The organism is Virgibacillus phasianinus, from assembly GCF_002216775.1.
Classification (GTDB): Bacteria; Bacillota; Bacilli; order Bacillales; family Amphibacillaceae; genus Virgibacillus_F; species Virgibacillus_F phasianinus.
Map to the genome: position 1 here is coordinate 3,856,871 of NZ_CP022315.1, position 23,462 is coordinate 3,880,332.

21 protein-coding genes are annotated in these 23,462 nt (G+C 41.1%); 7 read left to right on the forward strand and 14 right to left on the reverse strand.

Annotated elements, in window-relative coordinates; all coding sequences use genetic code 11:
- Positions 1–20: 20 nt before the first annotated feature.
- A complete protein-coding gene (locus CFK37_RS18750) occupies positions 21–431 on the reverse strand; it encodes a FixH family protein (RefSeq protein ID WP_089063307.1) in 411 nt (136 codons plus the stop codon).
- Positions 432–455: 24 nt separating this feature from the next.
- Positions 456–1,046, reverse strand: coding sequence for a DeoR family transcriptional regulator (locus CFK37_RS18755; protein WP_089063308.1), 591 nt, complete (start codon positions 1,044–1,046; stop codon positions 456–458).
- Between the two features lie 214 nt (positions 1,047–1,260).
- Here CFK37_RS18755 and CFK37_RS18760 point away from each other — a divergent pair, with 214 nt between their 5' ends.
- The 3 genes from CFK37_RS18760 (at position 1,261) to CFK37_RS18770 (ending at position 4,806) form a co-directional block, all read left to right on the forward strand.
- Entirely contained in the window at positions 1,261–2,073 is an 813-nt protein-coding gene (locus CFK37_RS18760) for a cytochrome c oxidase assembly protein (RefSeq protein WP_089063309.1), read from the forward strand.
- 72 nt (positions 2,074–2,145) lie between these two features.
- Positions 2,146–4,326, forward strand: a complete 2,181-nt coding sequence (locus tag CFK37_RS18765; RefSeq protein WP_089063310.1) for a heavy metal translocating P-type ATPase — start codon at positions 2,146–2,148, stop codon at positions 4,324–4,326.
- Between the two features lie 141 nt (positions 4,327–4,467).
- Positions 4,468–4,806, forward strand: a complete 339-nt coding sequence (locus CFK37_RS18770; RefSeq protein ID WP_089063311.1) for a DnaJ family domain-containing protein — start codon at positions 4,468–4,470, stop codon at positions 4,804–4,806.
- A 106-nt stretch (positions 4,807–4,912) separates the two neighbouring features.
- Here the strand turns inward: CFK37_RS18770 and dapG are convergent, their stop codons facing one another.
- From dapG to CFK37_RS18805, 7 genes are read right to left on the reverse strand one after another with little or no spacing between them, the layout of a single operon-like run.
- On the reverse strand, positions 4,913–6,121 hold the full coding sequence (gene dapG, locus CFK37_RS18775; protein WP_089063312.1) for an aspartate kinase: 1,209 nt from the start codon (positions 6,119–6,121) through the stop codon (positions 4,913–4,915).
- A gap of 28 nt (positions 6,122–6,149) precedes the next feature.
- Positions 6,150–7,976, reverse strand: a complete 1,827-nt coding sequence (locus CFK37_RS18780; protein ID WP_089063313.1) for an IucA/IucC family protein — start codon at positions 7,974–7,976, stop codon at positions 6,150–6,152.
- Entirely contained in the window at positions 7,976–9,274 is a 1,299-nt protein-coding gene (locus tag CFK37_RS18785) for a lysine N(6)-hydroxylase/L-ornithine N(5)-oxygenase family protein (protein WP_089063314.1), read from the reverse strand. Before CFK37_RS18785 ends, CFK37_RS18780 begins: the two co-directional genes overlap by 1 nt.
- On the reverse strand, positions 9,253–9,843 hold the full coding sequence (locus CFK37_RS18790) for a GNAT family N-acetyltransferase (protein WP_089063315.1): 591 nt from the start codon (positions 9,841–9,843) through the stop codon (positions 9,253–9,255). Before CFK37_RS18790 ends, CFK37_RS18785 begins: the two co-directional genes overlap by 22 nt.
- Positions 9,836–11,635: an IucA/IucC family protein gene (locus CFK37_RS18795; RefSeq protein WP_089063316.1), complete on the reverse strand. Its 1,800-nt coding sequence runs from the start codon at positions 11,633–11,635 to the stop codon at positions 9,836–9,838. The genes CFK37_RS18790 and CFK37_RS18795 overlap by 8 nt, the downstream gene beginning before the upstream one ends.
- Positions 11,613–13,136 (reverse strand): pyridoxal phosphate-dependent decarboxylase family protein, encoded by a 1,524-nt coding sequence (locus CFK37_RS18800; RefSeq protein WP_089063317.1) that lies wholly within the window; start codon positions 13,134–13,136, stop codon positions 11,613–11,615. The genes CFK37_RS18795 and CFK37_RS18800 overlap by 23 nt, the downstream gene beginning before the upstream one ends.
- 12 nt (positions 13,137–13,148) lie before the next feature.
- Complete coding sequence (locus tag CFK37_RS18805; protein ID WP_089063318.1) at positions 13,149–14,507, reverse strand: diaminobutyrate--2-oxoglutarate transaminase; 1,359 nt, start codon at positions 14,505–14,507, stop codon at positions 13,149–13,151.
- A gap of 812 nt (positions 14,508–15,319) precedes the next feature.
- Between CFK37_RS18805 and CFK37_RS18815 the strand changes: the two genes are divergently transcribed.
- Complete coding sequence (locus tag CFK37_RS18815; RefSeq protein WP_216639614.1) at positions 15,320–16,000, forward strand: peptidylprolyl isomerase; 681 nt, start codon at positions 15,320–15,322, stop codon at positions 15,998–16,000.
- 152 nt (positions 16,001–16,152) lie between these two features.
- Here CFK37_RS18815 and CFK37_RS18820 read toward each other — a convergent pair whose 3' ends face one another.
- Together CFK37_RS18820 and CFK37_RS18825 are read right to left on the reverse strand one after the other, a co-directional pair.
- Positions 16,153–17,343 carry a peptidase gene (locus tag CFK37_RS18820; protein ID WP_089063320.1) on the reverse strand — a complete coding sequence of 397 codons (1,191 nt, stop codon included), beginning with the start codon at positions 17,341–17,343 and terminating at the stop codon, positions 16,153–16,155.
- A gap of 167 nt (positions 17,344–17,510) precedes the next feature.
- Positions 17,511–18,668, reverse strand: a complete 1,158-nt coding sequence (locus tag CFK37_RS18825; RefSeq protein ID WP_089063321.1) for an HD-GYP domain-containing protein — start codon at positions 18,666–18,668, stop codon at positions 17,511–17,513.
- Positions 18,669–19,043: 375 nt separating this feature from the next.
- Here CFK37_RS18825 and CFK37_RS18830 point away from each other — a divergent pair, with 375 nt between their 5' ends.
- From CFK37_RS18830 to CFK37_RS18840, 3 genes are all read left to right on the forward strand, one after another.
- Positions 19,044–19,931: a protein-glutamine gamma-glutamyltransferase gene (locus CFK37_RS18830; RefSeq protein WP_089063322.1), complete on the forward strand. Its 888-nt coding sequence runs from the start codon at positions 19,044–19,046 to the stop codon at positions 19,929–19,931.
- A gap of 100 nt (positions 19,932–20,031) precedes the next feature.
- Positions 20,032–21,171: a site-2 protease family protein gene (locus CFK37_RS18835; protein WP_089063323.1), complete on the forward strand. Its 1,140-nt coding sequence runs from the start codon at positions 20,032–20,034 to the stop codon at positions 21,169–21,171.
- Positions 21,172–21,297: 126 nt separating this feature from the next.
- On the forward strand, positions 21,298–21,531 hold the full coding sequence (locus tag CFK37_RS18840; protein ID WP_089063324.1) for an SPOR domain-containing protein: 234 nt from the start codon (positions 21,298–21,300) through the stop codon (positions 21,529–21,531).
- A gap of 70 nt (positions 21,532–21,601) precedes the next feature.
- Here CFK37_RS18840 and CFK37_RS20245 read toward each other — a convergent pair whose 3' ends face one another.
- The 3 genes from CFK37_RS20245 to CFK37_RS18850 all read right to left on the reverse strand — a co-directional run bounded on the left by CFK37_RS20245 (position 21,602) and on the right by CFK37_RS18850 (position 23,392).
- Positions 21,602–21,775 carry a hypothetical protein gene (locus CFK37_RS20245; RefSeq protein WP_172840535.1) on the reverse strand — a complete coding sequence of 58 codons (174 nt, stop codon included), beginning with the start codon at positions 21,773–21,775 and terminating at the stop codon, positions 21,602–21,604.
- 119 nt (positions 21,776–21,894) lie between these two features.
- Positions 21,895–22,200: a DUF3892 domain-containing protein gene (locus CFK37_RS18845; RefSeq protein WP_089063325.1), complete on the reverse strand. Its 306-nt coding sequence runs from the start codon at positions 22,198–22,200 to the stop codon at positions 21,895–21,897.
- Between the two features lie 88 nt (positions 22,201–22,288).
- A complete protein-coding gene (locus CFK37_RS18850) occupies positions 22,289–23,392 on the reverse strand; it encodes an NADH:flavin oxidoreductase (RefSeq protein WP_089063326.1) in 1,104 nt (367 codons plus the stop codon).
- Positions 23,393–23,462: the final 70 nt, after the last annotated feature.

A 23,462-nucleotide genomic window follows, 5' to 3' on the forward strand; every position in this document is an offset into this window, starting at 1 on the left:
TGTTTTCTTTCCTCAAATAATCATTCACCTGCCTTGGCATCACCAACCGTAATTGACTTTTTCGGCATTGTATGTAGATCTTTCGCTGTCGTGTGCGCGTACATCTCGTAAACACCCTTATGGTCAAAAGATACATCAGCTGTGTATGTGCCATCACCATTGTTTGTCGCTTTCAGTTTGGTGCTGCTATCTTCGTTTCCTTTTTCCCAGTACTCGAACTCGACTTTATCAGCATCCTTCACTTGTTCGCCGCCATATGTAACGATTGCTTTTAATTCTACTGTTTCTCCAACATCAGCAGTTTCGGGCACTGCAAATTCTACCTCAAGCATTTTTATTTCGTCTGTTCCAGATTCCTCATCATTGTTCGTACATGCAGCAAGTAAAGCAATTGCCGAAATCAGCACGAACAACCAAACTTTCTTCCTCATCTTGTTCCCTCCTTAATCCGTCATTTAGCTTTCTTGTTTACCACAGCAATGATCGTTCCCGGTCATTTTTTGAAAAATAACCTCCATTGCTTCACTGAATCCGTACACGTCACCGCCGAACCCTTTCACAAAATTATCTGCGTGTTCTTTCCGTTCAAATGTCAGCACCTGTGGATGACAACAGCCCATTTCAACTGATGCACCCATTACGTACCATGCCAAAGAGGCACTAATCGTTGTTTGCTTAAAAAAGTCAGGGCAAATTGCTTGGATTACGTCATTGCCCAGTTGGCGATGGCGGAGCAGCCCGCAATGCGCACAGCATGTCATCTCAATTTTGTTATCTGACAGGATAAGTCGATAAGCCAAACGTTCATTAATTTTTCGACTGCAAAAAACACACGTATCCGAATTTGAACTTTTAACTGATTGTTCCGGAGCTAGGGTGATGCCGCCAAACGTTTTCATAATTATTCCTTTATCAATCAGCGGCTTTAAATCTCGATGTATGGTCATTTCTGAAACCCCAAGCATCGCACTTAACTCGGATATTTTCACATTTTGTTTTTCCTGAATCAATGCTTTGATTCGATTTTGCCGTTCCAGTGGTAACATATTTCCCCTCCCAACTGAGATTTTGATGATTTTTAACATAAATAAACAATCCTTAACATAAATATACCTGCTAACATGCTGTTAATCAATGAATAGTTTGTGGACAATCTTTGTCAGGATTGTTGCAATTAAAAAGTCATGTTATTTCTTGTTATAAATCACCTAACCAATCATACGCTATATATAGGAAATATTCATAGTGTGGAGGGATGACATGTTATTCAGGGTGTTGCTTGCTGGACAGCTGACATGGAGTATTCCTTTATTGACAGCCCTTGTTGGAATTGCCGTTTTGTATGTTTTTTTACGAAGGCGGTTGACAACCAGAAAACGAGATGATCTGCAGCCACTTTTCTTTTTCACTGGTTTAGGTTTGTTATATCTGATGATTGGCAGTCCTTTATCATCTATCAGCCACCTCTCATTCAGTCTGCATATGGTGCAAATGAGCATGCTTTACTTTATTATTCCTCCCCTTATTTTGCTTGGAATTCCAACCAACGTATATACCCGAATCATCACATTTCACTGGATAAAAAAATGTAAGAACCTGTTGTTCCCTAAAATTGCGCTTTATACGTTTGCAATATTATTTCTGATCTACCATTTACCAGTTACATTAACGATTTTTTCGCAAAGTTCATTGATTCAAAATGGCTATTTAATCATGCTGTTTGGATTATCCTTTGGGATGTGGTGGCCAATTGTTTCACCGGAATGGGAGCAGCGATTCAATAAAGAACAAAAGAAACGGTATGCATTGCTGAGCGGCATGGTATTAATGCCTGCATGTCTATTGTTCATCGTAAACGCCTTACTGGATGGCGGCAACAATCCTTTTGTTACGCAAATCACTTCTCATCTTTGTACACCCGCCCAGTCTGGTACCTTCACCGTACTTCCCCCACCATTCAACACAACGTTTGATCAATTGCTGGCCGGTATTTTCATGCTGGGAATGCATAAATTTGGGCTGGTTCTGACATTCAAACTTGGTAATAAAGTTATCGAACAGCCCGAGTCCTAAGTCAGCTGTTCTAAACGAAATGCATGATTAATAGACTGTACCATTATTATCAAAAAGCTGGTGACAACTGTTATGGATGAAACAACCTATTTGGATGTTAAAGGAATGCATTGTGCAGCCTGTGCGACACGAATCGAAAAAGCAGTGTCAAAACTAGATGGCGTAACGGAGATAAACGTTAATTTAGCGACTGAAAAAGGTCGCGTAACGTTTAACAAAAATCGGACAACCCTATCTGATATCATTAATCGAATTAATAAAATAGGATTTGAAGCAAAGAAGGTAATCCAAAATACGGCCCAATCAGAAAGTGAAAAACGGAAAGAAATAACGGTTCTCAAGTGGAACTTCATTGTTTCAGCACTGCTCACTTTCCCATTGGCCTGGGCGATGTTCGCGCATTTTCATTTTATTTCTTTCATTAAAGTGCCAGCGTTATTTACCTACCCATTATTCCAATTTGCCCTAACCATTCCAATCCAGTTTATCATCGGATTTCAATTTTACGAACGGGCTTGGAGAGCACTGAGGAGCGGTAGTGCAAACATGGATGTTCTAGTTGTACTTAGTACATCCGCCGCCTTCTTCTACAGTCATTATTTAACGTTCACTTCATCAAATTCGACTGTGCTGTACTATGAAACTAGCGCATTTATCATTACCTTCATCCTGCTCGGAAAGTTATTGGAAGCGAAGACAAAATGGAGCACCACAGAAGCCATCAAAAAACTTTACCAGCTGCAAACGAAAACCGCAACAGTCTATGTAGAGGGAAAAGAATACAAGTCACCTGTTGATCACCTGTTACCCGGTGACATAATCATCCTTAAACCTGGAGAAAAAGTTCCAATTGATGGCAAGGTTATCGAAGGGAATTCAATGATTGATGAGTCCCTGTTAACTGGGGAAAGTCTACCAGCTAGCAAGCATTTAGGTTCTAACGTATATGCAGGGACCATCAATCAAAACGGGTTACTAAAGTTCCAGGTAACGAAACGAGATTCTGAGACTATGTTGTCACAAATTATTCGTATTGTTGAGGAAGCCCAGGGATCAAAGGCACCGATTCAGCACATAGCAGATAAAGTTACGGCTATTTTTGTTCCCATCGTAATCATCATTGCCCTTTTCACTTTTGCAGCATGGTATACAACTTTTCAACCTGGTGATTTTAATGAAGCATTAGAAAAGGTCATCGCCGTTTTAATCGTTGCCTGCCCCTGCGCCCTAGGACTTGCAACACCGACCTCCGTTATGGTCGGGAGTGGACGGGCTGCGCAATCAGGGATCCTTTTTAAAGAAGGGGGATTTCTTGAACTATTAGGCAGATGCAAAACCGTAGTCCTTGATAAAACAGGAACGCTTACCAAAGGGGTACCGCAAATAACCGATATTTATGTGGAGCATTTAAGTAGAAATGCGTTTTTGGAAATCATCGGCGCAGCGGAAATTGGCTCCGGCCACCCCGTAGCCAATGCGATTGTTCATGAGGTGAAAACGAAAATTCATTCCCTGCCAAAAGCACATGACGTTCTTTCGATACCAGGGTATGGTGTGAAAGCGACTGTATATGGGAAACAAGTTGTTATTGCCAACCCAAGCTATTTCCAAAAAAATGATCAAGGCTTGCACTCAGAGGCAGATAGTCTCGTTGCAAAGCTTGAAGCAGAAGGGAAAACAGTGATGATTGCCTTCATCGATTCACGTTTTGCCGGGATTATTGCGGTTGCTGATGAATTAAAAACATCCTCGATCGTCGCTGTATCCCAATTAAAACAACTTGGCCTAGATGTCATCATGTTATCGGGGGATAATCGGAATTCATGCAAGACCGCGGCAAAAAAAGCTGGGATAAAAAAATATCAATCAGAGGTGACACCACAAGACAAAGCTTCCATCATCAGTCAGTTACAGCAAAATGGAAATGGTGTTATAATGGTGGGAGACGGCATTAATGATGCCCCCGCACTTGCGGTCGCAGACATCGGAGTTGCGATTGGCACAGGCTCCGATATTGCTATCGAATCAGGCGACATAACCATCATCAAAGGCGATTTAACCCGGCTAGTTGATGCCATCACCATAAGCAAAAAAACGATGAAAAACATCAAACAAAATCTTCTGTGGGCATTTCTATACAACATCATCATGATCCCATTCGCCATGCTCGGCTTTCTCGCCCCATGGCTAGCAGGAGCAGCAATGGCCATCAGCTCCGTCACCGTAGTCCTAAACTCACTCAGGCTGAAATAGCTGGGCCTCAGTTTTTTTTGCCCGGCGCGGGTCAGGGGTTTTTCGGTGAGTCTAATGTGGGTCGGAGGGACAGGTCCCCCGTCCCACGATGTTGCATGTATGAATATATTTACCAATACGAACCAAAGTGGAGGTTAGCAGATGGATAAGGATCGGGAATATCGTGATTTCATTGGTGAGATGATTGAGGCATCAGGGAAAAAGGATGAATTCAAGGGCAATGGGAAGCCATTACCGAAAGATTATATGAAGCGGGATGTATTCCAAAACTTTCAAAAGACCGCAAAAGATGCCGGCTTCCTGCCGCCCTGGTTAAAGCTGCAGAAAGAAATCTCGCTATTAGTCCATGCTGCTGAAACGGAATCTGACATAGAAGCCATTAATAAAAAAATACGCAAACACAACGGTATGTGCCCTGCACCTATGCAGAAAAGACTAGTAACGTTGAATAATTTGGAGAAGGCTAAAGAAATATGGTGAAGGCTATAAAATTGTCAGTGCAGCCTGATCTGAAAATGGAAGTTAAAAAAAGTCCTAAAACACGCTTAATTGTTTAGGACTTTTGGGAATATATTTAGACCCCTCATTAAAAAGTTCTTGCCTTTTCGATCTTATAACCTAAATGAAATACATCATGCAATGTATTAACTGCTTCTGAAACATCCTTCTCATGAATTAACACACATGTCGTTATGTGACCATCGGCGGACTGCAGAATTTCAATTCCTTTTTCAATAAGTGTTTGTACTACTTTTAAAGCAATTCCGGTAACCCCAATTATTCCCCCTACCACTGAAACCTTTGCGCAATTTTCCTTTACCTGTGGAAGAAAGCCTAATTTTGTTAGTTGATTTACTGCAGACTGTGTATAAGTACTTGGAATTGTAAAAAATAAATCAGTACGAGAAATTTTAACAAAATCAACTGGCATACCTGCTTCCGTCATATCCTGCAAAAACGCCGAATGGAGAGGGTGCAGTTTCTCCCGACATTTAACGTTAATTTGGGTTAAAGCAGGCATATAAGCAATACTAGTAATCCTTTTTATGGTTGAATTTGTTACCAAGGTACCACTCTTTTTTGAAAAAGTAGAACGCACATGTAAGGGTATATTTGCTTGCATAGCAATTTCAACAGCTTTGGGGTGAATCACTTTTGCTCCTTGGTAAGCTAAACTACTAGTCTCCGAATAGGATGCAATTGGTAATTTCCTTGCCGATTTGACCATTCTTGGATCGGCTGTCATAATTCCGTTAACATCTGTAAAGATTTCAACCTTTTCAGCATTGAGTGCAACTCCAAGTGCCGCGGCAGTGGTGTCACTTCCGCCTCTGCCAATCGTGGTAATATCCCCTGCGGATGTTTGACCCTGAAACCCTGCAACCACAACAACATCATAATTAGTTAATTCATGTAATAAGCGAGCGGTATTTATATGTTTAATATTTGCCTGCGTAAATTCAGATGATGTCATAATCCCTGCCTGCGCACCAGTAAGTGCAATGGATGTAAGATCATTATGTTGCAACTCATTGGATAATTTCACACTGGCAATTGTTTCCCCACATGACATCAACAGATCCATTTCACGTTTCTCATTACATGCTCCATAATTATTTACAAGACTTAGTAACGTATCTGTAGCATAGGGATCTGGCTTGCGTCCTAATGCGGAAACAACAACTACTACTTTATATTTACGTTCAATCGCATTTTTAATATGAGTAATCACTTTAGAAATGCTCATTGGTGATTGCAACGAAGTCCCGCCAAATTTCTGAACTAAAATTGTCATTTTCACACCTCTATTTTACAATCATTTTTCACTTAAATACTCTCTTTTTCACATGATCGTTTTGAGAGATTACTTCATGAAGGGCGTTCGCAACGTTTCCATGCTCGCTTGCGTGCGGACGGTCGTCTCCATCTTCATATCCATAATCAAACATCCGATTCCGATTCAGGGTAAGTTTGGTAAATGTTGGACGGAACAAATCAAACAGCTCGAATCGTTCCTGTAATTGCGGAAATTTAGCCTGATAGGATAGAACCTCTTCACGGACAATACTCCAAAAACGATGTTCAGAGAATTGTTCGTTTTCCTGCAAAATATTACTTAGATAACGGAAATGACAAATGAACAATCCGGTAAAAATAAACTGTGTCAAACCTTCAGGTGGTTCGCAGCGCAAAACCTCTTTCATTTCAGATGACAACTCAGCCAATTCCGGAAGTGGCTGGTCACTGATATTTACGTCGTCAACAAAATCTTTCATGATAATCCGTTCAGGTATGGAATCTTTCAGGACCAGCACTGTATTTTGGCCGTGCGGTGAAAAGACTACACCATATTGATATAGGCAGTGGAGCAGCGGTGGCAGAATTGCGTTTGTCAATTTATGAACCCACTGCTCCACTGTCAGTCCTGATTTTTCAATGAGCTTTGATACAAATGGGGTGCCTTCATGATCCACATATAGCAGCGCCGCCAGTGTAATGGGATTCTCGTCTCCTTGAACTTCCTTGTAAATACTTTCCCTCCATACAACGCCAAGCATTTCTAAATATTGATAGGGAACACCTTTTAATTGATGAAATGCACGGTGATCAACATTCATCGTTGCAACCTCACCTAACAGACCAAGACGACATGTTTCTTTTAAAAATGAATCGTGTTCAAGTATGTTCTTCATAAATTCCGTTACTTCAGGCGCAATAACCGTTCTCTCACTTGGCAATCCCCTATGGACAAGCGTATTTAAAATGCTGATTGGCAGCTTGACATGATAGTGATCTTTATTGGTGACATTAACAAATGTGCGAATCGATTGCTGTGGGAGGTAATCATCCTCTCCTTCTCCCAGTGGAATAATTTCTCTCTTAGCGATTTCTGCAGCAAACATAGAGACGATCATGTTGTTCCATTGCCATTCATGAATCGGCATGAAGTAGTAATCCGATTCCGTTACGCCTAGATCCTTAAGCCTTTTTTTAAACTGCTCACTTTTCGCTTGCCCCAGTTCCTGTGTAAGTAGTTCTCTATAAGCTAAACGTTCAATAGAATGAAATGAGCCGATGTTTTGGTGGACGGCGATCCAGGATAGGTTTACCTTCCTTTGTTGTTCGGGTGCGTACTCCAGATAATCATCATATCCGAACCCGATCCGCCCTTTATTATAGGTAATCCATGGATGTCCCGTCATTTCTCCCTCAAGCTCTGCATAATCCAGTTCAGTTAATTGCTCAGAGGATTTGGCTTTTCCCTCTAAATGGGTGTCCGCTACAAGTGTATGTAAATACTCCTTCACTAAGTGGCCTGCTGTTGAACCGGTCATTTTTCCTTCTTCTTGGATGCTTAATAAAAGAGCTAGCGATAATGGTATTTCTGTTTCTTCTACCTTTATGACTTCAATACTCTCAACTGATACTTGAAAACTATCGAATAAACGAGGTTTCGCTTCGAATTGGTACACCGTTCCTTTTTTGTCATGCCATTCATAAAACTGGACATTTTCTTTTTCCTTCAACAATGTCGGCATAATAATTTCTTCGTACATAAACTCTTGAAGCATTTTCGCCAAAAGTTGTCGATCTGCTTCCTTCCAAGTCTTTTCAGATAACATATGTAAAGGCGTCTCATTAATTTTCATTATCGACCACTCCCTGTTCCAAATTGTTGAAATACACTGTTTTCATAGATTTGATAGATTTCTTTTCCAGCTATTTGGTTAATTATTGTAGCGTTCCGGAACGCCCCAAGTCCTAAATCGGGCGCGCCGACCCCGTGTGTATGAAGCTCCCCGTTTTGTATAAATAAGTGATGATGACCTGCATTATTCAATTGATAATCCTCATGAACAACAAGCTGACCTAACTCATCCCATTCCAGTATGGACTTTATCCCGTTAAAGCACGCTGGAATAAATGGATGATAACCTGTTGCAAGAATGACAATCTCACTTTCCACTTGCTTGTTTTCCCCTTGTTCGTACTGGCACATGGATAACTGATAGTGACCATCCCGTTCTTCGATGGACTCAAGCTCGGTCAACGCCTGTAAATGAACGTTGGTCGTATTGGCTCCAACCGTTCGTTCATACAATAATTCATAAATGCCGGCAATTGTATCAACGCTAATTCCTTTGTACAGTAATCCCTGCTTGTCCAGGATTGATTGTTTCTTTTCTTTCGGCAAATTATAAAAATAGCGAGTGTAATCTGGTGAAAAATGCTCCAACCCAAGCTTGGAGTATTCCATCGGATAAAATCCCCTTGATCTTGTATACCAGGATAATTTATACGCGTGACTATGTTGGTTGGACAATAGATCATGAAAAATTTCAGCCGCACTTTGCCCTGAGCCAATTACCGTAACCGAATCAGCTTTTAGCATATCGTTCCGCTTATCCTTATACTGTGAAGAATGAAATACCTGATCACCGAGTGCCGAATGAAATTTTTCTGGAATGAACGGCTTTGTTCCCACTCCAACTACCACATGTTTTGCATAATACGTTTCTCGTTCCTTATCGCTAGAAGAAAAAACAGTAACGCAAAAATGTCCCTCTTCAGTTTGCTCAATGTTCATCACTTCGCATGCAAACTGAAGCTGTGGAAGTTGTTCTGCCATCCATTGACAATAATGATTATACTCTGACCTTGGAATATGAAATTTCTCAAGAAAGTAGAAATGATACAGCCGCTTCTGCTCATGCAAATAGTTCATAAAGCTGAACGGGCTTGTTGGATCCACCATTGTTACAGCATCCGCCATAAAAGGTACCTGCAGTGTCGCCCCTTCTAGCATCATTCCTGGATGCCAGTCAAAATGAGCTTTTTGATCAAAAAACAACGAACGACATTCTGTTTTTTCAAGCAATGCTGCTAAACCGAGATTAAAGGGACCAATTCCTACTCCAATGACGTCTAAAATTTGTTTATTTGCCAATCCGTCCACCTTCTTTCAAACATTTTCCGTTCACATGCCATCAGTAAACCCGTCTTGTCGGGCAATTCAATTTCTTTAACAGGTTGAAAACCACATTTTTTAAACACGTGAATCATTTTTTCATTTCGTATATCAGGTTCCGCTATGATCCTACGCGTTTTGGTTACGTGAAATTTTTTATCCAAAATCGTCATTAATAATGGATAGATAAGGCCCTTTCCTAAAAACTCTCTTGGCCCGATCAATAAGTGAATCCCCTGATCGAACTCATCAAAGGCATAATAATCTCCGACAATATCGCCCTTCACCCAATAGGACTCCCAATAACTCATCGGTACGCCATCAAGTTCACCAATCAAGAGTATTTGATGATCATCAAGCAAATTTTCATCTAAATGTGTTCGATAATTTTTCATTGGAATATTTAAATTCCAAAAGGGGACCACATGCTCTTCATGCATCCATGAATGAAGCCGCCCTATATCTTCTGTCATACATACCGGGCGAAAGGAAATCGTCTGTTGAATTACCGAATCATACCGTTCAACTGGGACGTGGAAATTAGACATGGCGCCCACCTGCCGCTACAACCAATGGATTTGTAAGATGAACATACACCGATTGCGTCTCCATAGATCCTTCGAGCTCATCCATATCGTGCACCCTCGTTAACAGGTTAGCTTTGCATGGCAGTTTCTCTTCATATAATAAAGAATCAAGTAAATTTGTATGATCGCCTAACTGTTTCTTAAAGTCTGACAGTTCCACTCTCATCATTTCTAGTAATCGATGTTCATCGATTAGCCGGTTGACCCCAAAAGCATTAATCAAACCGAACAAGTGATTGAAAAAGACATAGTAACGGAATCGTTCCTCTGCAATCGAGTCGGCACATATCGTGTCACTTTTTTCATTTAAAGTTGGAACGAGCTGTTTTAAGGCGTTGGCCTTCGATTCCATAAAATAGTAACCCTGATTATCACGATAATAAAAAATGGAAGGATACCCTTGCTCATCCAGTTTTATAATGGAATTTTGCTGATGGGCTTCAAGAGCTATTCCATACGTAGCATACAACCAATAAAGCGGACGCAAGCCGACCTTTAAATACCTGACAAACCATTGTTCACTTGCGGCGGCGATTGAAATGTTTTCTTTGCCTGCTATTTCATAAATGATATTGGCTAAATGGGAAGACCCTCCGGCTATATGATCTTGACAAAGTGCCGCAAGCAACGTCGTTCGTGAATCGTTCCCTGCTTGAAATGAATTTTCCCGTATGACCACTTCAAATCCAGTTTCTTCTAGGCCAAGCTTCAATGTAATATAAGCTGGATCCTCGATAATGCGGAACGATGGATGCGCTTCTGTCAGCTTTTCGCGAAGCTCTCCATGAAGCAAGCGGCTTACTTCCACGCCGCGATTAAGCTCTTTTCGTTTATTGATGCGCAGCGAATTGGTAATTTTCACAGGAATCGAAAATTTATACATAAAGCTGGCCTCTGGATGGTACACAGTCCGCACTGAAGATGTTGGATAATATTTTCTTCCGTGTGGACCCAGATAATCAAGTTTTCCTAACTGAATCAGGTTCCCTACATCTTCCCGCCCTAACAGCTTTCGTGCTTGCAACGGATGAACAGGGATGAGGGAAAAACTATTTCCCCGGCAATATTCATCCTTAAACGATTGTGAAACAAAAGGGTCTTTCTTTACGCCTTCTTTGATAAGTTCGGAAGCATTTTGAGACAAAATAGAATCTTCTTCGACGATATCATTTACAGCCCGGAAGTAATGAAGCTGGAATGCTCCTTTTCGTTCCGGCGCAAAAATGTGCTCTTCATCCACATCAATTCCTTGACGACTTTTCGGTGTCGGATGTACTTGATGCCCGACAAGCAGCGATTGCTCAGATTGAAGAAACGTTTTTTCCATTTGATAGCATTCTTCCAGATTATCGCTTCGCTCTGAAAGAATACCTTTCATATTCTGATAGCTTAAGATTGTTCGAAGCATTAGTTCAGCCGTTTGAACAGGTTTATTGGATGTAAGTGAAAATTCTTTTTGCATAGATGCAAGCAGCGTAATGTAATCAAGCTCTTTCGCTCCTTCATTCTTTACTTGATAATACGTAACTGGTGTAAAGAGATGGCGGTCTGTCACTGATTTATATTGAACTGGAAAATATAAGGTAATCGACTGCTGTTCCAACGAAATAACCAATACCTGCTTGATCCTTTCGTCCCCTAATGCAACAGGGACTTCGTGAGCAGACCTCCATTCCCCTCTCCCTGTTTCCCTCACATAACAATTAATCAAATTTTGTATGGTAAGATGATTAGTGATGAATGGAATATTCATAGCGAATCTCTCCTCGCTCTTTTTCTATTTTTTCTGCAGCCTTTTTCATTCGCTTTATATGGACCTGCATATTGCTAATCGAATTGACGGGGTTGAGCATGGTAAATTTCAAATATACGTTTCCGTTTTGTTTCGTCTTCGCCATGATCAGTTCCCCGCTTTGATAGCAGGCACGTTGAATCCCGAGGTTAATTTCATCCACATATGCCTGATCTTCCCGGTGATCTAAGGGTAAGTAGCGAAATAAGACAACATTGATTTCCGGATCATTCAGCACCTTAAACGAAAGTTCTTCTTTTAACAGCAATGCTGTTTCTCTGGCCAAATTAACAGTATAATCAATCAGTTCTCCAAGCAAATCAGTTCCCATCAATTTAAACGTCATCAACAGCTTTAAAGCATCAAACCGTTTTGTTGTTTGAACACTTTTTTCCACAAGATTGATAATACCGTCCGCCTGGTCTTCTTCACTATTCAAGTAATCTGCATGATAAGCAATTTGTTGAAAATCCTTTCTATCTTTCACGAAGAAAGCTCCACAACTTATAGATTGGTAGTAAAGCTTATGGAAATCGATTGTAATGGAATCGGCTAAGCATAAATCACTGACAAGATAGCGATATTGGTGAGAAAATAATAGAGCCCCACCATAGGCTGCGTCAACGTGCAGCCACAATTGTTCTTCATTCGTAAGCTTTGCAATCTCACGTATGCAATCCAGGCTGCCAAAGTCTGTCGTTCCTGCCGTTGCCACAACCATAAAGGGAAGAAGTCCTTGCTCCCTTAGCCGTTCAATTTTTTCCTTTGCATCGCTTAGACAAAGTCGTTGTTTGTCATCTACCTCCACCTTTACTACAGCATCCATGCCTAGTCCAAGCTGCGCCGCCGATTGCTGGACCGAAAAATGGGCGTGTTCCGAGCAAAGAATCCGTAATTTACTTGCTTCAACCGGCAACCCCTCTTTGTGAACATTTATCGAGAAATACGTCTGACAGGCTTTATTGCGGGCAAGCAATAAACCCATATAATTGGACTGTGTTCCACCGCTTGTAAAAACACCATCGGCGTGATCAAGATAGCCAATCTGCTTCGTCAAAAAATTAATTAAATCCGCCTCAATGTAAGTGGCAGAAGGGCTTTGGTCCCACGAATCCATCGATTGATTGAGTGCATTGATAATGACTTCAGCTGCAAGCGACGGAAGTACAGGCGGGCAATGAAGATGCGCCATAGCAGAAGGATGGGAAACCCATAAAGAATTTCTCACAATTCCATTTTGGATTTCCTCCATCACATCCTCAATCTTCTGCCCTGCTGATGGGATCGTGAGCATCTCCTTCACTGTTTCTTCAATCTCGTGATGAGATGCCCCAGAAAATGGGTGAGTTGTACTTGTTGTCTGCTCCGTAATTAAAGCAACAGCCCTATCCATGAGTGTACGGTACATATTTTTGCTTTCATTACTAGAATGGAGAAACCATTGTGTAAAGTTTGTTTTCATCTCCATCACCTTCTATCGCAGTCCAAATTGAGCTTCGGCACTTGTAATTGCTTCACTGAAGCGTTGCAATACCTCATCAATTTGCTCTTTAGAAATAATTAATGGGGGCAACAGGCGGATTACGGTATCAAAACGGCCTCCAACTTCTAAAATTAATCCTCGGCTGAAGCATTCTTGTTGAATTTTTTTGGCAAGGTCAGTATAGGCCGGATAACTGCCAATTCCGTTTGGCTGCTTCATAGGATTAATAATTTCGACTCCAATCATCAGTCCTCTGCCCCTCACATCGCCAATGGAAGACACTCTTTCTTGAATAGATTTCAACTGTTCTATTAAATAGGTACCCATCTCAAGAGCATATTCTGGCAAATGTTTCTCGTTTATAAAACGTAAAGCTGCTTGACCAGCCGCCATCGCCATTTGGTTACCTCTAAATGTTCCAATATGTGTTCCTGGTTCCCATTGATCAAGACTACGATCGTATACAACAACAGAAAGTGGAAGGCTTCCCCCTATTGCTTTTGAAAGCACAAGGACATCCGGCTCGATTCCAGCATGCTCGAATGCAAACATTTTACCTGTTCGCCCGATACCCGTTTGCACTTCATCGATGATCAATGGGATGTCTCGTTCTTTCGTAATACGGCGAAGCTCTTTTAACCACTCGATTGGAGCAGGGACGGAACCACCTTCACCTTGTACAACTTCTACAATAATACCGGCAGGCTTGACAATACCGCCTTCAGGATTATCCAATAAATTTTCAATGTATGTACTGCTAATGCGGTGTCCCTCTTTGCCCATACCGAACGGGCAGCGGTATTCATACGGATACGGAAGAAAATGGGCATCTGGTACAAGTGCATGAACATTCTTCTTTGGCCCTATTGTCCCGCTAACACTCATAGTTCCGTGTGTCGATCCGTGATAACCTCCTTGAAAAGAAAGTATAGCCCTATCGCCAGTTGCCGTCTTCACTAATTTCAAGGCTGCTTCTACTGCATCAGCACCTGTTGGCCCACAAAAATGTATCTTGGCTTTTTCAGCAAATGATTGTGGCAAAGAAGCGAACACCTCATCAATAAATGCTTCTTTTACTGGTGTCGTTATATCTAATGTATGTAAGGGTAAATATGACTGCATGACATTTTCGATTGCTTCCCGGACGACCATGTGATTGTGACCTAAAGCCAGCGTTCCTGCTCCTGCTAAACAATCCATATATTGCTTTCCATCCATATCCGTTACATGAACGCCTTCTGCCCTTTTAATTGCAAGAGGAAACTTTCTTGGATAGGACCTTGCGTTTGATTCTCTTTTTTCTTGCATTGATAAAATTGCTTCATTTCCTCCAACGGTTGATTCCACCATTCACCACTCCCAGCTAATAATTATAATCATTACATTTGTCCTCAATATGATCTTTTAATTGAGAATGAATTTCATTACTAATTACATTTATCACAATAATTGATAATGATTATCAATGTCAATAAGAAGTGAAAGAAATAAGCAGATTTACCCAAAGAAGAATCGGTACGGGAGGCAAAAGTACTTGTAGAAAGGTTATGTTGAAAATTGATGTTCAGGTCGACTGGGTTTGGATTGCTTTCACCCGGGTTCGAACGTTCTGGCCAAAGTTCGTGCTAATCTCCCCGGATTGTTTAAAATCACAAATAACCCACGCGTTTACGTAGGTTCGTGTGCTCTTGAGCTTATGTACTAATTAGCCTAGGTCTCACCCAACTTTTTAATCCTATGCTGGAAAATCTCGACAGCAACTTTTGACGTGAAATCAATCTTGGATACAGGTCCTCTCATTCCTTCTCATCCCATGATTCAGGATAGTAGGCCATCACCTGTCTTCCAATTCCAAACAATTCAATGTTTTGCCTGTTGTAAATCGAATGACTTGGTTTGATTTCTTTGATAATACCTTACTTAACTGCTTATTCAATTTGGTTAGTTCCTTCTTACCCTCTAACTCGATAATCACAGGTAAGGGGCAGTTTGGTTTGGTAGCATCTAATTTGTCGGTCTGTTTCACATCTACGACCGGCATCTAGATTAGAGGGAACAGATTCCTCATCCTGTGGAAGTTTGATTAATAATACCTATTCAATAGTCTCGATGTACATGAGATGCTATACTATATCCAAAAAATGTATACGAGGAGGTTTCGGATGAAAGTGTTGTCTAACTATAAAGGACTTTTATTAATTGTTGGAGCAGTGATTTTCATCATGATGATTACAGGTTGCGGGGCGCAATCAGATAATCAAACAGAGGAACAAGAGCCGGAGGGCCAGACTAAACAGGACAGCGGGCAGGACAAGTCCGCACAAGAAAATCCAATCGTCACCATTACCATGGAAAATGATGAACAGATTAAGATTGAATTGTATCCGAAAATCGCCCCAAATACCGTCAATAATTTTATTTCTTTAGTTGAAAAAGGGTTTTATGATGGGTTAATTTTTCATCGCGTGATTCCTGAATTTATGATTCAAGGCGGTGATCCTAAAGGAACTGGTACCGGTGGACCTGGATATTCGATTAAGGGTGAATTCAGTTCAAATGGTTTTGAAAATGAATTAAAGCATGAGCGTGGCGTTATTTCGATGGCCCGTTCCCAAGACCCGGATTCAGCGGGATCACAGTTTTTCATCATGGTAAAAGCATCACCAAATCTTGATGGAGAGTACGCTGCATTTGGGAAAGTTGTGGAAGGAATGGATACCGTCGATGCCATTGTTTCCGTAGAACGCAATGATGCTGACAAACCATTGGAAGACCAGCGAATGAAAACTGTAAAAGTAGATACCAATGGAAAGGATTATCCTAAACCGGAAGTAATAAAATAGAAACGTTGATAAAAAGGTCGGGCTGCCAATGATAATAGCTTGGGATTTTAATTCAGCCATTACTATCATTGGTAGCCCGAAAAATGAACGCTTAAGTTAAAAGGTAAATAGTCCTCATTTGCTTTTACCAAATAAAGCAACTTCTCTTCACACTACCATGATATTTTCTCCCTACCACGATTCTTCATCCACGAATAAACCAGCAACCCACCGATCAGTAACGTTTGCCCAAGGAATACAACGGCATCCCAGAAGTACGGATTGCCAACCGGATGCAATAACTCGGGTAACACTTGGGAATATGCATAGAGTGCCTGGGGGATAAAATAGATTGCGAACATGCTGAGCGTTAACAAGACACCACAGATATAGAACACCCCGTACATTCTAACAACCTTCACCTCGCCCACAAACGTTTCGGTCGTTGAATCCTTTTTGATAAATGGCAGCCATTTGCATAAATATTGCCGTCCATTTTCCATCAGATTGTAACAGCCGGTGATGTTTTCCACGAGATAATATAAATCTGTTTTCATGTAGAAACAGCATTGATAGATTATTTTAATCACAATATCGAGGGTCACAATACCGGAAATCCCAATAAGCAGTGCGTGTCCTTCCGGGAACGACAGCGTTATAACAAATGCAATGAAAAGCATCATTTGATCAAAACACATGCCAGCCGTATACAACCTATTTCGTTGCTGCGGCTTCAGTTTCCATGCTGGGGATAAATCCGTTTCGAATACAATAAAAAGCAAGCGGTTTCCAATTTCAAGTTTAGCAGGAAGATTGTAGGAGCGAACAGCCAAAATATGCCCGAATTCATGAATCACGATTAACACCAAAGTAATTGCCATATACATGAGCACGTTTAGCATCATGGAATCAAACAGGAAAATATCCTGATATTCAGGCAGTAGCCCGGGATGAATGATTGCAAGGAGAATATTGATACAAATAACCGCCACAAACAGTTTACTTGTTATTTTGTTAAAAAGGAGCTGCCCTACCCATGAAGGAATCCACATAAAGCCTTTTGGTGATTGACTTTTTTTGATAACCCGAATGGCTTCACCGTCAACCTCCTTGATGAGTCCAAGGGCAAGGAGCTGCTCCGCGAATTCGACTAAGTTTATATCATCATCCGGATAAGTTTGGATCAGATGCTGCTCTATGACTGCCAGTGATTCGCCTTGGTTAATTAGCTGAATGGCATCAATACAAACTTTCGGCATTTCAAAAAATTCACCCGAGAGGCTTTCTTCCACAATGTAATGCTTTTTATCTTGACGGATTGTTAAAGGATATAAAATGAGCTGAGATTGCAGGGATAGTTTCATTGCTACACCACCAATAGATTGTAAAATAGGATGCTAGTGACTAGCATCCTCGTAATACATGAAAAATATTTTAATAACGTCCTAACCAAGCGCACCACCAGCAAGTTACTTTGATTTTATTTAGTTTGCGTATTTTCATGTAAAGTTCACCTCCTTACTAATTTGATTCAGGCAATACTGCCATGTTGATTATAGTAGTCGACCCATGATGGATATACTTTCATAAATAAATCTACCAAACTTGGATCAAATTGAGTTCCTTTTCCTGCGATAATACGTCTGTAAGCTTCATCAAGGGATAAAGCAGGCCGATAGGAACGTGACGAAGTAATTGCATCAAATGCATCAGCAATCGCAGTGACTCTTGGAAGTAAAGGTATCGATTCCTCTTTTAATCCCTCCGGATAACCACTGCCATCCCAACGTTCGTGATGGTAGTAAATTACATCAATATTTTCAGACACTCCTTCTACCTGCCGTAGAGTTTCAGCACCAACAACAGGATGAGTTTTTATAACCCGATATTCTTCCTCTGTTAACTTATCAGATTTAGACAGAATAGAATCTGGGATCTGAATCTTACCAATATCATGCAGCAAACATGCGTAGTAAAATGATTTTAACTCGCTTGAATTGAATTTTTCCGTTGCTTTCGCTAACCGCGTCGCATATTCAGCTACCCGTTCACTATGACCGCGTGTATATGGATCTTTCAGTTCGAGACTAGCAATAATTCCTTTTACAATCCCTTCCATTTGCTGATCGTAAGAGTTCTTTACCGCCTTAACATAACTCAGAAAACGATTAAGAAGGATGTAAGCAATTAAGGCCAAAACCGCAAATAATAGCATAGGTAATAAAACAACTGGATCCTGAAGAATTACCCCAACAATTGCATATTTTAAGATGGAACCTATCGAAACAAAGTAGAAAAACCTTTTATTCACAAATATTGGGGAAAACAAAACAATTACGAATTCCGCTGCGTTTCCACTACTATAAGGGATATCAGTACCCCAATAAAACCAAGATTCAGTTAGAATATTTATCAATGTAAAAACGGTAAAATAAACATATTTAACTATTCCAGGCTTGTTTTTCTTAAACAGATAAAATACTATAGGCAAAAGAATTAGCATTATGATATAACCAAAGTAATTCAAACCTTTATCTGTTAAATCCTGTTGGGATGACCAAAAGAACCTAGGCAACAAGTAATTATAAAAAATATCATAAACAAAATAAACCGTATAAAATAACCATAAAAACCAAATAACCGTGCGTTTTTCTTCATTTAACAAGGAGGCACGAAGTCTCTTCTGCATGATAACGCCCTCTCTATATTCTAGTAATCTTATTATACCTACAGATCGCATTATTTGATAGCACTATTTTATAAATAAATGTCACCAGTTAAATTGATTCAATTATTGTCCACATCTGCGGTGGGACGCAGGGACAGGTTCCTCGTCCCGCCCAAGTGTTTAAAGTAATCAATTGGTGATTATTCAACCCGCTAGAACTCTTCCATCATCTACAAAATTTCACAAAACACCCTTGGTCACTGTTATTTCACATAATCATCACGAATTGAAATTTGGCAATCATTTTTATTTCCCTCACCCGGGCACTCATCACAAAACCCTGCCAAACTGTATACACTAACCTAAGGACTTTTTTACGGAAATGGGATGAGAAAAATGATTAACGTTGCAGGCAGGACTTTTCAATGGAATGAGTTGATTGAACAAGTCCAAGTTTCGAGTACAGGGAGAAATATTTTGCAGCAGCTGGACAATAGCCCTGGAGTTTATCGCTATCGTTCATTTGCTGAACTTGAGAACACCATCCTTATCAGGGAACAGATTATGAATGCGGCAAAAAAACTCAATAATAGTAGCGTGTCCTTTGCCGTTTTTAGTGAAACAAGGGCGAATGATCGGTATTGGACCATTACGGAGCAAGGTGGAATTCGGTTACGGCCCGGGGTAAAATCATCCATTGCGATTCGTGATATTTATCAAAACGGCACAGCGTATGCGTTTGAGTGCGCTACGGCGATGATTATTTTGTATTACTATGCTGCGCTAGAGTATCTTGGCGCTGAAACATTTGATAATTACTTCAAGGATCTATATTTGTACAGCTGGGTAACAGATTCCGATTTGGCTTTGGATATTGCAACCGCACGGGAGCCTATTCCGGGGGATGTTGTGTATTTTGACAACCCTGACCATCGCCGACCAGAATGGCAGGGAGAAAATGCTGTTTTCCTTGGGGATGACCGCTATTATGGTCATGGCATGGGGATTCTGAGTGCCGAGGCAATGATTGAACAATTAAACCTTCTAGGCGAGTCCAGTGAAGTGGATGCTACGATGCTTGATAAATTTGTAAGGCCAAACTTCAGACACTGGATGGACCTTAAATACCGGAACAGCAGCAGATCGTTCCGGACAACAGAAAATCGAGTAATCCTATACCAATCAATCTATCACCACAACCTATGCTCCATTTCCTACCCATACTACCGCACCCTACTCAACACACACCACGCCAACCAGCTCAAGATAACAATGGGACAGTAGGGACAGGTTCCTTGTCCCGCCCTTTGGTGGGACGAGGAACCTGTCCCCAAGTCCCGCAACTTGTGTTAAAATGAAGGAAAAGTTGATTGGGGAGTCTTTGATGGCAACTACTGCTGAAGAGAAATCAAATAAAGGTTTATGGGGATGGCTTGCTGTAATTGGGGTCTTCCTGCTTACAAAGGCCAAGTGGCTGCTAGTCCTTTTAAAGGTGGGCAAGTTTGCTACTTTAGCCTCGATGTTCATATCGCTTTGGGCTTATGCAGTATTTTATGGATGGAAATTTGCGATTGCGCTTGTGTATTTAATTTTTGTTCACGAAATGGGGCACCTTGTTGCTGCCAAAATGAAAAGGATCCCGACCAGTCCAGCAATTTTCATTCCGTTTTTAGGGGCAGCAATTGGAATTGACCCGAAAAAAATTAAAAATGCAAAGACCGAATTTTTTGTAGCTTACGGCGGTCCTTTGGCGGGCTTAATTTCTATATTACCAGCAATTGCTCTTTACATAATAACGAACGACCCTTACTGGGCTCTCGTGATCCAATTAGGAGCACTTATTAATTTGTTCAATCTTTTTCCTGTATCCCCGCTTGATGGCGGGCGGATTGTAAGTGTGTTGTCAACAAAAATATGGTTAATTGGGCTAATCATTCTGATTCCAATCATTTTTATCTCACCGGACCCAATCCTTATGCTGATCTTTATTTTTGGTCTAGTTACATGGTGGAAGCAGTTTAAAGAGAATACAAACGAGGAGGTCATGAAGCACGAGGAACAAGTTTTAATTGAAATAAATCATGATTTTCAAAGCTTAACTCAGAATGATTCAGGGACAAGTAATGCTCAATATACTAGTTTAGTCAACAAACTTACCTATCAAAAGGACCAGGTCAATCATTTCCTCAAGAACAATTCAGGCTTCGCTTTTCCAATTCTGCAGGAAAAGAAACGCATGGAGGTCAAAAAGAAAAATGCTGAGAAAATAATACTTAGACGAACCATAGAAAGTATGGGCTATAGTGAGGGAATTATCGATGAAGATCACCAGTACGATGCGGTCCTCGCCAAAGTGCAAAATAAAAACGAAGCCAAACTTATCGAGATTAGCAAGGAAGTAAACCGAATTAGGGCATATTACCAAACTTCCGTGCAAACGAAGGTCAAATCCCTCCTACTTTATTTAGCATTGGCCGTATTACTAGCCATACTTCTAGTTTACGCGATCAATATACTGGGATAGGGACAAGAAACCTGTCCCTGCGTCCCATAGTCTATTTAATCAATTTATCAAAAGTCATGTGTAACGACCATTCCTTTGTTTAACGGCTGAATATACTACCTATAAAACAAGGTTAGGAGGGTTTTTATGGGAAAGTATAAGATAGTCGTTGGCACAACTGGTAAGAAAAAAAGTGCTCAGAACCAGTATAATCTATTAACCAGGAACAGAATTAATGCTGACATTAAAATCTATAAAACGAATGGCGGGGAACTCTATAGTGTAGAAACTGGTCCGTATTCAGAAAGGAAACGCGTACTCCAAGACGTTGATAAAATAAAAGGCTTGGGAATAACAAATGCTTTTATTACGAGTGCTTAGGGACAGAAGTTTTTGTCCCGATATTTTTTATGTTAGCCAAAATACCCCAAGCCCCACTGGTCTCCTATGATTAGCTGCCCATCTTCCGGCGGGTATTACTAGGTTTCTTTGTTTGCTGGCTATTCATGCGCTGCGTGGAACTGTTCATGTTGAATCTACCTTTGTTCGTAGCTTGTGCCTGCTTTTTCTTTTTCAGATGCTGCTGAACCTTTTCCTGCATCGTTAATTTTCTCTCATTCGACATTTAATTGTCTCCTCTACTATTTCTCTTACACGCCTATTATAATACATAATTTCGATTCCCGGTATATAAATTAAACAAGCCCTGCTCCTCAAAAAGGAACAAGGCCTTACATAGATTATTTAAAAAGTGTCCAGATTGTCTAAGTTATTTTCCTGAATACCATCCGGCTCGCTTCGGATGATGTCTCTCCCATACTTATGGAAAACATCCACATGAGCAAGCTTTCCGGCTTTTGCTTCATCGAGAGCGGTCAGATAGTCCAATTCCCTACCACTTGCTGTCTTAAAAGCAATGATATCACCATCGTCATTTTTACGAACAGCGACAATCTGCTCCTGGCCCGATTCTACTACCTGCTCATCCGCTTGATTATCCGACTGATTCTTATAATCATTATATATCTTCTCAAAATCGTTATTATCCAATAAAAACGCCTCCCAAACATGTGCTTAGCATGTACCGAGAGGCAAATTTTTATGCGGGGGACGCTAGGGACAGGTCCCTTGTCCCGCTTTAATACAACCTTTGAAGTGCTTTCTTATCAAAAGGCAATAAATCGTCTGACTTGCCGTTGCGCACTTTTTTGACCCATTCCGGATCCATTAGTAAAGAACGGCCAATGGCAACCAGGTCAAATTCTTCCTGTTCAAGTTTTTTCAGAAGACCATCCAGACTGGTTGTGTTGGCACCGGCAAAGCTTGTGAATTCACCATCAAGTCCAACCGACCCAACTGAAATGACTGGTTTACCTGAAAGTTTCTTAGTCCAGCCGGCCAGATTTAATTCAGATCCCGCAAATTCTGCCTCCCAGAAACGACGTGTGGAACAGTGGAAAATATCCACGCCTGCCTCTACAAGCGGCTTTAAGAAACGTGCCAACTCATCCGGATTATTGGCAAGCTTAGCCTTGTAGTCACTCATTTTCCATTGAGAAAAACGAAAGATAATTGGGAAATCCGGACCAACTGCACGCCGGCATGCTTCAATCACCTCGACCGCAAATTGGGTTCGGCCGACGAAATCCCCACCATAGCGATCCGTACGCTTATTCGTTTTTTCCCAGAAAAACTGGTCGATTAAATAACCGTGCGCGCCGTGCAGCTCTATCCCATCAAAGCCAATACGTTTCGCGTCTACCGCTGCCTGCGCATAAGCTTCCACCATTTGGACAATCTCCGCCTCCGTCAACGGCTCGGTTGCCTGTTCACCGGACAAGGTTAGGCCTGACGGTCCAACAGGAAGTTCCTCTTCATTCGGAAGCTCGCCTTTTTTGCGGGTCATCCCCACATGCCATAGCTGCGGAACAATTTTTCCGCCAACACGGTGAACTTCATGCACTACTTCGGCCCAGCCGTTTAAGGATGCTTCGCCATGAAATAGTGGAATACTGGCACCTGAAACAGCTGACGGGTGATTAATCCCTGTTCCCTCTGTTACAATTAAGCCTACGCCATTTTCAGCCCGACGTCGGTAGTATGCCGCCACATCTTCCCCAGGTACGCCGTCCGGTGAAAACCCACGTGTCATGGGTGCCATCACCGTTCGATTGGGTAAATCCAATTTATCACTAGTAAAAGGCTCAAATAACGGTTTCGTAGCTATATTTGTTTGATTCAATGTATGTCCTCCTCTTTCCCTGATGCAATAGATATTATGTCAAACTCCACCCAGAAAGAAAAGGCATCTG